Origin of the sequence: Bradyrhizobium sp. BRP22 (assembly GCF_020194175.1) — a bacterium.
Lineage (GTDB): Bacteria > Pseudomonadota > Alphaproteobacteria > Rhizobiales > Xanthobacteraceae > Bradyrhizobium.
Genome location: NZ_JADYVX010000029.1, coordinates 1 through 13,613 on the forward strand (window position 1 = coordinate 1; position 13,613 = coordinate 13,613).

Sequence of the window (13,613 nt, forward strand, 5' to 3'; positions counted from 1 at the left end):
GTGGGGATGTGACCGGGTCGCGGGTTCGATCCTTTGCTTATTGCCGGGAGCTGGCGGTGGCGACCGCCGGGCGGTTGTCGCCGAGCGAGACCCAGACGTTGGGATCGCCCTGCGACTGCCGCTTGACGAAGCGGTAGCCGGTCTCGGTCCAGGCGACGACCTCCTCGTTCTGGTTGTCGAGGATGAACTCGCCCTTGTCGGTCTTCACGGTCAGCACCGCGTGGCCTTCGCCCTTCTTGTCGCGCACGACAGTGATAAGCAGCGCCTCGCGCGGCCAGCCGGCGTCGATCAGCATCTTGCGCTTCAGCAGCACGTAGTCCTCGCAGTCGCCGTAGCCGTCCGTCGGCAACGACCATTTCTCGATCACGCCCCAATGATCCATGTCGGTCATCGGCTTGATGGTCTCATTGACCCATTTGTTGACCCGCAACAGATCGCGCCACGCCGTCTGCGACAGCACGATGTCGCGCGGTTGCGACGCGCCGGGCCGGCATTCGCCGGCGTTCTCGGCGCAGAATTCGACCCAGCCGATCGGCGAACGCGTGGCGTCGCCGAGGCTGGCATAGACCACGTCGCCCGCTTTCGCCGCGACGCTCGTAGAGATGCTCAACCCCAACAGGATGGCGGCAACCGCCCATCCTTTCCCCTGTCCCCTGAAAACCATTGTGGCCCCCGTTTTTCTTGTTGGGACCATGTTTCACACAAAGGTTTTGCGGTGCGGCTAAGTCGGCAAAGGTGATTTGACGCGAATGCAAGTAAAGCTGGCGGAAAATTCGATCTGTACTTGAGGCAAACTCGACTAAAATTTGAGATGACTGCAATTGATTCAAATTTTACGCATTAACGACGCGAACGCCGTCGCGAAGCGTGTTTCTGATCGCAAAATCTGCCGGCGTTAACCGCGCGCGGCGGGCGCAGGACAAGCAAAAGGCGGCGTCCGCCATCGCGGATGCCGCCTCGTCAGCGCTGAAAACAGGGGATTTGGAGCCCGCGCGCTTTACCGCGCGGTAACCGCATCTTCGAGCGTCTCGGCAGCCTGCTCGTGGACGAACTCGAGCGCGAAGCCGTCGTCGAGGTTTCGCACCACGCGCGACTGCACCCGCCCGAGCATGACCAGCGATTTCAGCGGCGGGCGGTTCTCGGCGGCGATCGCCGCGCCCGACAGCGAGAGGTCGATGATGCGGCAGGTCATCTTGCTGCCGTCCTCCAGCGTGAGCAGCGCGATCGGATTGCGCGGCACGATACGGTCGTGGCGGCGGTCTTCCGGCAGATTGAGGATGTCGCGGTTGGCGAGCCAGGTGAGCTGCGCGGCGAGCTTGTCGCGCTTGCGCGGCGTCGAGATGATGGTCATCGCAAAGCCGTTGTCGATGATGCGGGTGATCCTGCCCTCGACGCGGCCGATATGGTCGAGATAGGCGATCACGCGGTCGCCGACATTGCCGATGCCGGGCGCCAGCAGCGCCAGCCCGCCCGGGGACATGTTAATAATCTGGCAAGGAAATTCGCGCCGGTCGGGCAGCATGTAGCGGCCGAGCAGGTGCACCTTGACGCGCTGGAAGCGCCGCCGCTCCTCCTGTGCCGGGAAGACCGTAGGTTTCTTTTGTGCAAACGACATCACCGCCACCCGACAACCGGCATTCCGGCGCGGGCAAACCCTACGGCTGACAGGGTTAATGGCCCGTTAGCGGCGGTTGCATCAAGGGTAGGCACGCACGCGACCGACGCGCGCAATCGCTCGCCCTTGCGCGCTTGCGCTGACAGTCCGGATCGTGACGGTTTTGTGTGAAGGCGCTCGTGTGCAAATTCCCTTTGCGCATGGGAGGGCGCCACTTCCACCGGGGCCGGAGGCTGTTCCGATGCCATGCCGGCGTGTAGTCTTAAGGGCGAGAGGCCCCACCAGAGGGCACCAGCAAGGAACGAGGGAGGCATCGGACACGACCATGACGGATATCCGATACGTCGCGCCGCAGACGCTTGATGAAGCGGTCGGCGCTTATGCCGCGGCGGGCAGCGCCGCGCGCATCCTGGCCGGCGGCACGGATCTGTTGGTGCAGATGCGCTCGGGCGCGGTGAAGCCGGGCCTGATCGTCGACATCAAGAAAATCAGGGAACTCACTGCTGTCGAAGAGCTTTCCGGCGGCGGTTTCCGCATCGGCGCGGCCGTGCCCGGCGCCGTGCTCGCGGAGCATCCACGCTTCAGGCAGACTTGGCCCGGCGTCCTGGAAGCGGTGAACCTGATCGGCTCCACGCAGGTGCAGGGCCGCGCATCCGCCGGCGGCAATCTCTGCAACGCCTCGCCCGCCGGCGACAGCGTGCCGGCGATGATCGCGGCCGGCGCCGTCGTCACCGTGCAGGGCCCGGAAGGCCGCCGCGAGTTGAAGGTCGAGGACGTCCCCGCCGCCCCCGGCCGCACCAATTTGAAACCCGGCGAGATCCTGGTCTCCTTCACGCTGCCGCCGCGCCCGCCTGGTTCCGCCGACGCTTATTTGCGCATGATCCCGCGCACCGAGATGGATATCGCGGTGGTCGGCTGCGGCGTCAGCCTGACGCTGAAGGACGGCGTCTGCGCCCATGCCCGCGTCGGCTTAGGGGCAGTGGCGCCGACCGCGCTGCTGGTCGAGCCGGCCGCGCAGGCGCTGATCGGCTCCCGCCTCGATGACGCCGCGCTCAATGCCGCGGCCAATGCCTGCCGCGCCGCCTGCCGTCCGATCGACGACAAGCGCGGCACCATCGCCTACCGCACCCAGATCGCCGGCGTGCTGCTCAAGCGCACCGCGAACATCGCCGCAGAACGCGCGCAAGGGAAATGACAAATGGCAAAACTGCATGTGACGACCACCGTCAACGGCGAGCCGCTGGAATTCCTCTGCGAGCCCTACGAGACTATGCTGGATGCGCTGCGCAATCAGCTCGCGCTCACCGGCTCCAAGGAAGGCTGCGCGTCCGGCGATTGCGGCGCCTGCTCGATCACGCTGGATGACCGGCTGGTCTGCTCCTGCCTGATGCTCGCCGCCGAAGCCGAAGGCCACGAGATCAGGACCATCGAGGGCATGGCGCGCGGCGGCCGGCTGCATCCGCTGCAGGAGAAGTTTCTGGAGCAGGCCGCGCTGCAGTGCGGCATCTGCACCTCGGGCATGCTGGTCGCCTCCGAGGCGCTGTTGCGCAAGAACCCGAACCCGAGCGAGGAGGAAGTCCGCTTCTGGCTCGCCGGCAATCTCTGCCGCTGCACCGGCTACGACAAGATCGTTCGCGCCGTGCTGGAGACCGCTGAAGAAATCCGGGAGGCCGCCCAATGAACGTCGTCAACAACAAGTGGATCGGCCAGCGCACCATCCGTCCCGATGGCGTCGACAAGGTCACGGGACGTGCCGCGTTTGCCGCCGACACCGCCATGCCCGGCATGATCTGGGGCAAGGTTCTGCGCAGCCCGCATCCGCATGCGCGCATCCGCTCGATCGACACGTCCAAGGCCGAGGCGCTGCCGGGCGTAAAGGCCGTCGTCACCTCGCGCGATGTCGTCGATTTCCCGCTGGATAAATCCGTGATGCTCGGCATCCAGGACATGCGCTGGATGTGCCGGAACGTGATGGCGCGCGACAAGGCGCTGTTCCCCGGCCACCCGGTCGCGGCCGTGGCCGCCACCACGGAAGCGATCGCGGCCAAAGCCTGCGAATTGATCGAGGTCGATTACGAGGTGCTGCCGTTCTCGATCGAGATCGAGGACGCCATCGAGCCTGATGCGCCGATCCTGCACGAGTTCAACACCTTCCAGGGCAAGCCCTCGAACATCGTCGGCACGCTGGAACACAAGAAAGGCGACATCGAAGACGGCTTCAAGCAGGCCGACGTGATCATCGAGCGCAGCTTCACCACGCGCCCGGTGCACCAGGGCTATATCGAGCCGCACGCCTGCCTGATCTCGGTCGCCGCCGACGGCAAGACCACGATCTGGAGCTCGAGCCAGGGCCAGTTCATGGTGCGCGCGATGACCGCCTATCTCACCGGCATCCCGCAGAGCGACATCCGCGCCATCCCCGCCGAGATCGGCGGCGGCTTCGGCGGCAAGACCATCGTCTATCTCGAGCCGCTGGCGACGCTGCTCGCGAAGAAATCCGGCCGCCCGGTCAAGATGGTGATGACGCGCGAGGAGGTGATGCGCGCCACCGGGCCGACATCAGGCTCGAAGAGCACGGTCAAGATCGGCGCGAAGAAGGACGGCACCATCGTCGCCGCGCAGGGCACGTTCTATCTGCAGGCCGGCGCCCTCCCGGGCTCGCCGATCCGCGGCGCCGCCGGCTGCAGCTTCGCGCCCTATGACATCGCCAACGTGCTCTCGGTCGGCTATGACGTCTGCTCCAACCGCTCCAAGGTCGCAGCCTATCGCGCACCCGGCGCGCCCATCGGCGCCTATGCGGTGGAATGCGTGCTCGACGAGCTCGCGGAAGCCTTGAAGATGGACCCGCTCGAGTTCCGGCTGAAGAATGCGGCGAAGCAGGGCACCAAGGCGGCGCACGGGCCGGTCTTCCCCCGCATCGGCTATATCGAGACGCTGGAAGCCGCGAAGAACTCTGCGCATTACAGCGCCCCGCTCCGCAGGCTGCAGGGCAGGGGCGTCGCCTCCGGCTTCTGGTTCAATGCCGGCGGTGAATCCTCGGCGCAGGTCAACATCACCGAGGACGGCAACGTCGTCGTCACCACCGGCCATCCTGACATCGGCGGCTCGCGCGCCGGCATCGCCAATATCTGCGCCGAACTGCTCGGCATCGACTATCGCCGCGTCTCCGTCATCATCGGCGACACCCAGACGGTGGGCTTCTCCAATCTCACCGGCGGCAGCCGCGTGCTGTTCGCCTCCGCGATGGTGGTGACGCAGGCCACCGAAAAGGTGATCAACACGCTGCGCGAGCGCGCGGCAAAAATCTGGGAGATCGATCCCGAAGCGGTGAAATGGGAGAACGGCGCCGCGCACCCCGCGAGCCCCAACGCCGGCCAGTTCGAGCCGCTGACGCTGGAGGATCTCGCCGATAAAGCTCCCATGCAGGGCGGCCCGATCGGCGCCGGCGTGCAGCTCAACACGCAAGGAGCAGAGGGCGGCTTCGGCACCCACATCTGCGACGTCGAGGTCGACATCGAGCTCGGCATCGCCAGAGTGATCCGCTACACCGCGGTGCAGGACGTCGGCCGCGCCGTCCACCCCGGCTATGTCGAAGGCCAGCTCCAGGGCGGCGTCGCCCAGGGCATCGGCTGGGCGCTGAACGAGGAATACATCTATCGCAGCGATGGCAAGGTCGATAATCCCGGCTTCCTCGACTACCGCATGCCTGTCTGCTCCGACCTGCCGATGATCGACACCATCCTGGTCGAGGTGCCGAACCCCAAACACCCGCAAGGCGTGAAAGGCGTCGGCGAAGTGCCGCTGGTCCCGGTGATGGCGGCCGTGGCGAACGCAATCTACCGCGCGGTGGGCAAGCGCTTCTACGCGCTGCCGATGTCGCCGCCGAAGGTGCTGGCAGGCTTGGAGCCGCCGGTGCAGCAAGCGGCAGAGTAGCTGCGTGGGATGATTGGTGGTCAACCCGCACCCACCGTCATTGCGAGGAGCGTAAGCGACGAAGCAATCCATCTCTCCGCAATCGGCGAAATGGATTGCTTCGCTCCGCTCGCAATGACGGTGCGGCTATTATGCGCGTAGGATGGGTAGCTCCCGTAGGGCGGATTAGCTAAGCGTAATCCGCCGCTCACGGCGAGAAGCGGCGGGTTACGCGGAGCCTGTCATCGGGCCATGCGAAGTGCGGACCCGGTGGCTAACCCATCCTGCGCGCTCTAGAGATCGATGCCGACAGCGATGTTGCGGCCCTGCAGTTCGGCAATCTTCATTCCCTCAGCCTGAAGCTGCGTGAACTCCGGGTCCTTTGCTATGGCCTCCTGCACCTTGCCGTAAACTTCCCAATTCGCGTAGCGCGTCGTCACCAGCCACTCTCCCGCCCACACGCCGGTGTGGAAGCGGGACAGCCGAAGAAATTCGGCACCGTGTTTTTCGAATATCTTCTTCGCCTGCCTGGCAATCTTGACCATTTCCTCGGCCTTGTCGGTCTTGAAACGAGTGAATTGCACGATTGACATGGGGCTACCTCCATAATGGCGATAAAATATCCAAGAGGCATGTATCGAGCGATGTTTGGGAAATGAACGTCAATGCAAGCTCGATGAAGGTTTGTCTTCGTTGGCTTGATCCTGGTTCAGGCTTCGCAAATGACAACTCTATTGTCTTATCGCAACGGAAGCGCGCGCATCGCCACGCGCCACGCAGCGACGACGCGGAGGATGGGTAGGGCGAAGCGAAACCCGTCAATCCCGACCGACCGCAAACGGCCGCTGCTCAATCGAAAAAGGTTGCTCTGAAGAACGTCGGATCTTGCAAGTGAGCCATAAGATCGCGGGGTGCCCAAAGTCAGCGTAGGGCGGATTAGCTCTTCGCCGCCCTTCGCGGCGAAGAGCTAATCCGCCGAACCACACGCGCGATAGACGGCGGGTTACGCCAGCGCTAACCCGCCCTACGAATTGTCGCCGTCCGCTCAATCCATCCGATGCACGGCGCAGAGCTTGTTGCCGTCGTGATCGCGCAAATAGGCGATGTACAGCTTCATCCCGCCGCCCTCGCGGATGCCGGGCGGATCCTCACAGGTCGTGCCGCCATTCGCAATTCCCGTCGCATGGAATGCATCGACCGCCGCCGGCGACTCCGCGTTGAAGCCGATCGTCCCGCCATTGGCATGCGTTGCAGCCTTGCCGTCGATCGGCTTTGATACCGAGAAGGTGCCTGTCTTCGTCCGCCAGAACACGCGATGGCGGTCGACAAACCCCGGCTTGACCCCGAGCGTGCCGAGCAGCGCATCATAGAACGCCTTGGACTTTTCGAGGTCGTTGGTCCCGATCATCACATGCGAAAACATGCTGCAAATACCTCCCGTTACGCGACGTTCATTCCGCTGCGACGCCGCTTCGCAGAAGATGTTACTAGCAGAAGGTCGGGCGGGGATGGAAGCCCGGGAAGGGCACAAGGCGGATTGGGAAAACCATGAGCAAGCCGGTCCCCGAACGGTATCGACACCTCCGGACGTTCGCCTTCGGCGACAGTCCCGAACTCGCCGATGAGCTGCTCGAACTTGTCGTCAGGGGCGTCAAGATCGCAACGTGCAGCACGGAAGACGAGCCGAACACCTCTGCGCCCGGCGAGCGTTGGGTCGTGCTCGACGGACGCGGCGAACCGCGCTGCGTCATCGAAACCACCGAGGTAACGTATCGGCGCTTCAATGAAATCGACTCCTCCTTTGCGCACGACGAGGGCGAAGGCGATCGGAGCCTGGCCTATTGGCGTAGCGCCCACCGCGCCTATTTCGGCCGGCTCGGACGATACAGCGAGGACATGATGCTCATGTGCGAGCGCTTTCGCCTGGTCGAGGTCTTCGATCTCCCGCACACGGAGCCGTAGCTGATGTTCGCTTGGCCCCAAGCGGCGCAGAAGCAGACGCGCCGACGCTGACGCGACGGGCCATGGGCCGGCTATCCAGCCGACGGAGGTTGCAGTACTGTCTCCCGGCGGCGACCAGGATGTCCGCGCACCGCTATCGAACGACAGCCGCCTCGCCGATCCACCGCCCCTCCCAGAGATAAAAGCGATCCGTCGATCCGAGCGCTTGCGCTGCCTCTTGGCGACACAGGAACACGAAACCCAGACGCCTCCGTTCGCCCGGCATCATGGCGCGTTCGAGCAGCGGATAACCATCCCAGCCCTCATCGACACTTCTGTCCTTGGTGCACGGGCAGCCCCAGCCAAGACGGACCGGACCAGTCCTGCCACCGGCCTCGACCGGATAAAGATAGAGGTCCGCGATCACGTCAGGCGTTACCGAGTGTAAGGCTTCGCGGAATGGGGTGTCGTGTGTCACAGCCACACCTCAACACGTAGGGCGGATTAGCGCAGCGTAATCCGCCGTTCACGTAGAGCAAAGGAGCGGATTACGCCTTCGGCTAATCCGCCCCACGAGCTGGCCCGATGTATGCCACGTCCGATCGGGTTCGAAGCTGGTGACGGTCAACAAATAAATCTGCGCAGGCAGCAGTGCCGTCTGCTGGCGCAGAACTATCGCTAGTGCAGCGCAAAAAGATGCCTAGAATGTTGCAAACGTATAGGTTGTATTATATGTAATTTGCTCTCAACGTATTCAATTTCAGCAAAACATTTCAGGAGAGGGACATGCGGGCGATAATTTTGGTGGTACTCGTCCTGGGCACCTTATCCGAAACGAGCGGTGCATACGCCGCAAAGGTCGGACAAACATGCGGAGGGTTCCCAGGAATTCAGTGCGATGAGGGTTTGTGGTGCGACCCGCAGCCTGGCAAGTGTGGGGCGGCTGATGCGCAGGGAAAATGCGTGAAGGTACCCGAAATTTGTACAAGACAACGGAGACCGGTTTGTGGATGCGACGGCACCACGTATTCCAATAACTGTGTGCGGCAATCGAAAAAGGTTGCTCTAAAGAGCATCGGACCTTGCAAGTGAGCAAGGTGGCTCGTGAGAGCGGGATCGTACCGACACCTAAGTGGCGGATAGGAACGCGCGGCGCGCAGGGCGGATTAGCGTAGCGTAATCACGCACCACAAGGCGGATCACGCCGTCGGCTGATCCGTCGTACGTGCTGAGCGCTTCTCCGACGTTTCCAGAGGCACCTCGCGCCGTTGCGATTCTGTGCACGATTATCGAACGGCGGCAGCCTCGCCGATCCACCGCCTCTCCCAGAGATCAAAGTGTCCGTTGATCCGAGCGCAATTGAGGGGGCTTCGTGTTTGATGCGACGCGCCGCGTCAAAAAATGAGAGTTGTTCCAAACACTGCGAGACCCACAATCAAGCCGACAACGGCCAGTGGACTCTTAAGAAACACGGGCTCGACGGCCGATATGCCTAAGATAACTCTCTGATAGAACTGCCGAGCCACAAGCAAGAAAAATGCAGCCGCATACAGCAAGGCAGTAACGGATAGAGAGGTCATAAAGAGGATGTTGAGCGGAATACTTTTGCCTGAAAATCCTGAATTTGCATCTTGTGCTGCGCGTCGGAGTGCGACCAAATTCGCTGGAGAGAATTCCACCGTTCCATCGCACGCTGTCAAGTCGGTTCGCACTTCCCACCGCATTTGGCCATTGACCCTCGTTCCGCAACCTCGCAAATTCGTTTCGTTGGAGAGGAGAAGAGATTGGTACGACCTATTCAAGTCGTCCACAGAAACTGAAACTAGTGGCATAAACAGGATTGCTGGAAACGAGTCCTGTACCGAATCAACGCTTTGGTAGGCAGCAGTATAGGCATACTCCCATGACTTAGGTTTACCAAACCATGGGAAGGAAATTGTCAGTTCTTCCTTTTCCTCCGCAGATTCCTTGTCTGTCAGCTTTCTCCACTCCGCAGAGAAACGTTGCATCAGTGGCTGCTGTTTCTCTAACTTATCAGGGGTCGGGAGCAGCATTAATTGCTGCGAAGAAAGGACCGTAGCGCTAACCGTTCGATCAGCGAGATGTAAAAGATCGGCGAGAGATATGTTCGGCGCGTTCGTGTCGGCTGTGATCGAGCCCGCAAACAGATCTTCATTTTCGTCGGTAGACGACTTAACAGTCATATCGAAGCTTATTTTGTAGGGATAGTTCTTAGCCCGTTCGGACGCGCGCGCTGTGCTGCCCTGCGCTTCCTCTGAGTTCACGTCCTCCGCTTCCTTGTTCGGTTCGGCTTCCCTCGCGGTGACCGAGACTGATACCCTGACGTCGTCTTGTGCAATTGCACCGTAGAGGTAAGCGCCTAGTCCGATCGGCTGCGCGTAGAGCATAGTGAAGACATTTATCGTTAGGATAAAATCGGCTACGATTAGGATTACTGCACGGGACAAACGTGTTTGTTGAGCAGAAATTTCAAAGAATACCTGAGTTTGCCCGATGCTTAGCCAGTCAACGATTATGTTGACGACAATGCACGCAGCAAGGATCAACACTTGAGATTCATCGAGCTCTATTTCTCGGAACGCAGCGCTGCCGTGAGCCAGTACCTCTGCAACCAATATGACCAACAGTGATAGCAGAGAGACGACTGTGCAGGTTAAAAAGTATCGCCACGAAAAGAAGGGAGACGAGAAATAGCGTCTGAAGACCGTTTCGTTCACTAGCGCGATGTAGGCGAATAGGTTGCGTTCGCCTGTCACCCTCGAGCGTTGGAGAAAGGCGCTTATCTTTGATCGCGTCTCGTTCGTCGTAAGTATCTTGTCAAATGTTCCGCCGAGTGACGCGAAGCCTCCGACGATACCAATTCCATTTGCAATAAGTGTCTGTAAGTCCATCCCTGCCCCCAGGGCTCTGAAAAGCTAAACTGACTTCTACGGATCTTTCTCCTCTCTGGGAGAGGAATTCACGTTCCATCCACAGATACTCGGGGAAGTAGTACGTTTGGTCCAGGAAGACATTTAGTATTGGCTACGAGAGTCGGAAGGCTGAGGAAGCCAGGCTAACGCGGGGGCTTCGTTGCTTGGCGATTTCACTCCGTGAAGCAATTGCCGCGAACTTGATAAGTGGCCCATATCAACTAGGACCACCGCAGTCGTGGTCAGCAAGCAAACCTTTGGTCTGTAATGAATTTTGCGATCGGTCGCTTGCTGGATGAAATCCATCCAGTCTCTAGGTCATACCCCTCAATCCGCAAATTGCCCCGCCGCCTCAATAATCGGCTTCCACCGGTCCACCTCGCTCAGCAGCTTCACCTTCAGCGCTTCGGGCGTGGCTTCGTCCTGGGCCACCGGCTCGGTGTTGATCTCGTTGAAGCGCTTGACCAGGTCCGGGTCGCGGAGGGCTTCCTGCAGCGTCTTTGACAATTTCCGGACAACATCGTCCGGCGTGCCCTTGGGCGCGTAGAGGCCGTGCCAGGCGCCGACTTCAAAGCCCTTCAGGCCGGCTTCGTCGGCGGTCGGCAGGTCGGGCATGGAGGCGAGGCGGGTTTTGGTGGTGGTGGCGTAGCTCTTCACCAGCTTGGAGGCGATCGGGCCCGTGGTGTTGGTGGTCTGGTCGCAGGTGAGGTCGATCTGCTTTGCGATCAGGTCGTTCATGACCGGCGCGTTGCCCTTGTAGGGCACGGTGAGCACCTGCTTGTCGATCGCGGTCATGAACAGCATGCCGCAGAGATGCGAGGCGGCCCCTAAGCCCGCATTGCCGAAGGTCATCTTGTCGCCGTTGGCCTTGATGTAGGTGATCAGCTCGGCGAGATTGTTCGGCGGCAGGTCGGCGCGGGCGATGATGGTCATCGGCGCGTTGGTGACGAGGCCGATCGGCGCGAACGCCGTTTTGGTGTCGTAGGGCAGCTTGCGGTAAAGAGTTGCCGCCGTCGAGATGCCGATGTGGTGGATCAGCAGCGTATAGCCGTCGGGCTCGGCGCGGGCGGCGCGCGCGGTCGCGATGGTGCCGCCGGCGCCGGTGGCGTTCTCGACGACGATGGTCTGGCCTAGGAGTTTGGACATCGATTGCGCCGTCATCCGCGCCACCGTGTCGGTCGGGCCGCCAGCGGCAAACGGCACCAGCAAGGTGATGGGGCGGGCCGGATAGGTCTGCGCGGAGGCCGCGGAGCTCACCATCGCAAGCGCAGCGGCAATCATGGCCAGTCGTTTCAAGTCGTGCCTCCCTTTGAGCTTGTTCTTCTTTGGTCGCGCTTTTCTACACGTTTTGCGCTGCCGCACAAAAGCGAAAGATGTCGCGCGGCCCGGAGGAGACGGTGCTCCGCAGGACCTATTGACTTAGATCAACGAAAGGTCCGCCAACTCGTCGCACTCGGATACTGTGCAAAAAGCGATCCGAAAGGCCACGTCGGGGTGCTACGCCCGTCCGCGTCGAAGAGACGATCTGGCGACAATTCCACGTCCGATCGAACGGGCCCCCGGTCACCTAAAGCATGATCCGGAAAAGTGGACACCGGTTTTCCGAAAAGATCATGCTCAAACAAAGAGCTAGTGACCATTTAATCGGAGAGTCTCATGAGAACCATCAATCGGTTGGTGCTGCCAGTCCTTGTCGTCACGCTATCGGCCGCGGCCCAGGCCGCGGATTTGAACGGAGCCTGGACGATCGACGCCTCGGCCTGCGGTGACGTGTTCACCAAGGAGCACAACAAGCTTGCTTTCAAGCCAGATGCCGATCTCCACGCGGGCGGCATCATCGTCCAGGGAAGGCAGATCACCGGCACCTTTGAGAAATGCACTGTCAAGTCGTTGCACGATGACGGATCGAATGTGCGAATGATCGCGTCGTGCTCGGACGGCGTCGCGATTTCGGACGTAGAGTTCGACATAAAAATCTCCGGAGAAAACAAGATCACCCTCAGCTCCAAGCAGCCGGTGCCGGTGGAAATGCCGTATGTTCGCTGCTCGATGTGAATGATCGGGCTGCCCTCTGCTCACTTGGCTGCAAGAGCGTAGGCGGGCTTTAATCGCGCGAGCGCCTCGTAGTGGCTGAGATATTCCTTCGCCATCCGCTCGGAGGTGAAGCGCTCCTCGAACCGGGCGCGCACTTTGCGGCGGTCGAGTTCGCCGAGCCGGCCGATGGCCTCGACGGCTTCCGCTTCCCCGTCCACGACGAAGCCGGTGATCCCGTCATCGATCACTTCCGGCACCGAGCCGGAGCGGAATGCGATGACCGGGGTGCCGCAGGCCATGGCTTCGATCATGACCAGGCCGAACGGCTCCGGCCAGTCGATCGGAAACAGCAGCGCCGCGGCGCCGGCCAGGAATTTCTCCTTGGTCTGGTCGTTGACCTCGCCAGTGAGCCGCACCGCATTGCCGTCGATCTGGGGTTCGAGCCGTTCCTTGAAATAAGCGCGGTCGCCGCGCGGCACTTTCGCGGCGATGCGAAGCGGCATGTTTGCGGCCCGCGCAATGCGGATCGCAACCTCGGGCCCTTTCTCCGCCGTGAGCCGGCCGAGGAAGGCGAGATATCGCCCTTCCTCGAAGGAGGGACGAAACAGGCCGGCGGGAAGCCCGTGATATACGGTGCCGATCCAGTTGGCCTCGCGCAGGGCAGTGTTCTGGTTGTTCGAGATCGAGACGTAGGGAGCGTCGGGAAACAGCCGCACGAGATCGGCAAGTCCGGGAAGATCCAGCCGTCCATGTGTGGTCGTGAGGAAAGGCACGCCGAGGCGGGTCAGGAGCGGCAGGTGCATCCAGTCGATGTGCGCGTGGATCACGTCAAACTCGCTTGCCCGGCGCGAGAATGCTTCCAGCAGCGCTGTCTGAGCTGCCATAGGGTCCGAACGCGGCCGGCCAAGGCGCAATGCGCGCGGCCAGACGGGCTCAAGTTCGGCCGGCGTCTTCGAATCGCCGCTTGCGAACAGCGTCACCTGATGTCTGAGCCTGACCAACTCGTCGATCAGCCACGCGACGACACGCTCCGTGCCTCCGTAAAGCTTCGGGGGAATGCTCTCAGCCAAAGGCGCGATCTGCGCAATCCGCATGTTGCGTCCGACTCCAGCAATCCCTCGACGGCCGGGGTTAAAATCCGAAGCTTCAACTGCAGTATCCAGATGCCGTTCCAGCGC

The 13,613-nt window shown here is 61.6% G+C and carries 14 protein-coding genes; 6 read left to right on the top strand and 8 right to left on the bottom strand.

Translation table 11 applies throughout. The features are described 5' to 3' along the window. Positions 1 to 37: 37 nt before the first annotated feature. Positions 38 to 664 carry a transglutaminase-like cysteine peptidase gene (locus I6F35_RS28680; protein ID WP_225121010.1) on the bottom strand — a complete coding sequence of 209 codons (627 nt, stop codon included), beginning with the start codon at positions 662 to 664 and terminating at the stop codon, positions 38 to 40. A gap of 333 nt (positions 665 to 997) precedes the next feature. Beyond that, positions 998 to 1,615, bottom strand: coding sequence for a PilZ domain-containing protein (locus I6F35_RS28685; RefSeq protein ID WP_225121011.1), 618 nt, complete (start codon positions 1,613 to 1,615; stop codon positions 998 to 1,000). A 334-nt stretch (positions 1,616 to 1,949) separates the two neighbouring features. On the opposite strand from I6F35_RS28685, the gene I6F35_RS28690 reads away from it, so the two are divergent. From I6F35_RS28690 to I6F35_RS28700, 3 genes are read left to right on the top strand one after another with little or no spacing between them, the layout of a single operon-like run. Beyond that, the gene (locus tag I6F35_RS28690) at positions 1,950 to 2,810 is read left to right on the top strand and encodes a xanthine dehydrogenase family protein subunit M (protein WP_225121102.1); all 861 of its coding nucleotides are present in this window, start codon (positions 1,950 to 1,952) and stop codon (positions 2,808 to 2,810) included. 3 nt (positions 2,811 to 2,813) lie between these two features. After that, positions 2,814 to 3,296, top strand: a complete 483-nt coding sequence (locus tag I6F35_RS28695; protein WP_225121012.1) for a (2Fe-2S)-binding protein — start codon at positions 2,814 to 2,816, stop codon at positions 3,294 to 3,296. Beyond that, the gene (locus tag I6F35_RS28700) at positions 3,293 to 5,548 is read left to right on the top strand and encodes a xanthine dehydrogenase family protein molybdopterin-binding subunit (RefSeq protein ID WP_225121013.1); all 2,256 of its coding nucleotides are present in this window, start codon (positions 3,293 to 3,295) and stop codon (positions 5,546 to 5,548) included. Before I6F35_RS28695 ends, I6F35_RS28700 begins: the two co-directional genes overlap by 4 nt. A 272-nt stretch (positions 5,549 to 5,820) precedes the next feature. On the opposite strand, the gene I6F35_RS28705 is transcribed toward I6F35_RS28700, so the two are convergent. Together I6F35_RS28705 and I6F35_RS28710 are read right to left on the bottom strand one after the other, a co-directional pair. Beyond that, a complete protein-coding gene (locus I6F35_RS28705) occupies positions 5,821 to 6,120 on the bottom strand; it encodes a hypothetical protein (protein ID WP_225121014.1) in 300 nt (99 codons plus the stop codon). Between the two features lie 452 nt (positions 6,121 to 6,572). Next, complete coding sequence (locus tag I6F35_RS28710) at positions 6,573 to 6,950, bottom strand: VOC family protein (RefSeq protein WP_225121015.1); 378 nt, start codon at positions 6,948 to 6,950, stop codon at positions 6,573 to 6,575. 125 nt (positions 6,951 to 7,075) lie between these two features. Between I6F35_RS28710 and I6F35_RS28715 the strand changes: the two genes are divergently transcribed. Beyond that, a complete protein-coding gene (locus I6F35_RS28715) occupies positions 7,076 to 7,489 on the top strand; it encodes an ASCH domain-containing protein (protein ID WP_225121016.1) in 414 nt (137 codons plus the stop codon). A 133-nt stretch (positions 7,490 to 7,622) separates the two neighbouring features. On the opposite strand, the gene I6F35_RS28720 is transcribed toward I6F35_RS28715, so the two are convergent. Next, entirely contained in the window at positions 7,623 to 7,946 is a 324-nt protein-coding gene (locus tag I6F35_RS28720) for a hypothetical protein (RefSeq protein ID WP_225121017.1), read from the bottom strand. Positions 7,947 to 8,254: 308 nt separating this feature from the next. On the opposite strand from I6F35_RS28720, the gene I6F35_RS28725 reads away from it, so the two are divergent. Beyond that, entirely contained in the window at positions 8,255 to 8,560 is a 306-nt protein-coding gene (locus I6F35_RS28725; protein WP_225121018.1) for a Kazal-type serine protease inhibitor family protein, read from the top strand. A 302-nt stretch (positions 8,561 to 8,862) separates the two neighbouring features. Here the strand turns inward: I6F35_RS28725 and I6F35_RS28730 are convergent, their stop codons facing one another. After that, entirely contained in the window at positions 8,863 to 10,380 is a 1,518-nt protein-coding gene (locus I6F35_RS28730; protein ID WP_225121019.1) for a hypothetical protein, read from the bottom strand. Between the two features lie 348 nt (positions 10,381 to 10,728). Beyond that, positions 10,729 to 11,682 carry a tripartite tricarboxylate transporter substrate-binding protein gene (locus I6F35_RS28735; protein WP_225121103.1) on the bottom strand — a complete coding sequence of 318 codons (954 nt, stop codon included), beginning with the start codon at positions 11,680 to 11,682 and terminating at the stop codon, positions 10,729 to 10,731. 396 nt (positions 11,683 to 12,078) lie between these two features. On the opposite strand from I6F35_RS28735, the gene I6F35_RS28740 reads away from it, so the two are divergent. Next, positions 12,079 to 12,456 (top strand): hypothetical protein, encoded by a 378-nt coding sequence (locus I6F35_RS28740; RefSeq protein WP_225121104.1) that lies wholly within the window; start codon positions 12,079 to 12,081, stop codon positions 12,454 to 12,456. 20 nt (positions 12,457 to 12,476) lie between these two features. On the opposite strand, the gene I6F35_RS28745 is transcribed toward I6F35_RS28740, so the two are convergent. Then, the gene (locus I6F35_RS28745) at positions 12,477 to 13,529 is read right to left on the bottom strand and encodes a glycosyltransferase family 4 protein (RefSeq protein WP_225121020.1); all 1,053 of its coding nucleotides are present in this window, start codon (positions 13,527 to 13,529) and stop codon (positions 12,477 to 12,479) included. Positions 13,530 to 13,613 lie beyond the last annotated feature (84 nt).

Bases quoted from the DNA above. Each gene is read 5' to 3' on its own strand.
- I6F35_RS28735 (WP_225121103.1), bottom strand. From the start codon at position 11,682: ATGATTGCCGCTGCGCTTGCGATGGTGAGCTCCGCGGCCTCCGCGCAG.
- I6F35_RS28705 (WP_225121014.1), bottom strand. From the start codon at position 6,120: ATGTCAATCGTGCAATTCACTCGTTTCAAGACCGACAAGGCCGAGGAA.
- I6F35_RS28730 (WP_225121019.1), bottom strand. From the start codon at position 10,380: ATGGACTTACAGACACTTATTGCAAATGGAATTGGTATCGTCGGAGGC.
- I6F35_RS28725 (WP_225121018.1), top strand. From the start codon at position 8,255: ATGCGGGCGATAATTTTGGTGGTACTCGTCCTGGGCACCTTATCCGAA.
- I6F35_RS28700 (WP_225121013.1), top strand. From the start codon at position 3,293: ATGAACGTCGTCAACAACAAGTGGATCGGCCAGCGCACCATCCGTCCC.
- I6F35_RS28715 (WP_225121016.1), top strand. From the start codon at position 7,076: ATGAGCAAGCCGGTCCCCGAACGGTATCGACACCTCCGGACGTTCGCC.
- I6F35_RS28680 (WP_225121010.1), bottom strand. From the start codon at position 664: ATGGTTTTCAGGGGACAGGGGAAAGGATGGGCGGTTGCCGCCATCCTG.
- I6F35_RS28695 (WP_225121012.1), top strand. From the start codon at position 2,814: ATGGCAAAACTGCATGTGACGACCACCGTCAACGGCGAGCCGCTGGAA.
- I6F35_RS28685 (WP_225121011.1), bottom strand. From the start codon at position 1,615: ATGTCGTTTGCACAAAAGAAACCTACGGTCTTCCCGGCACAGGAGGAG.
- I6F35_RS28710 (WP_225121015.1), bottom strand. From the start codon at position 6,950: ATGTTTTCGCATGTGATGATCGGGACCAACGACCTCGAAAAGTCCAAG.
- I6F35_RS28745 (WP_225121020.1), bottom strand. From the start codon at position 13,529: ATGCGGATTGCGCAGATCGCGCCTTTGGCTGAGAGCATTCCCCCGAAG.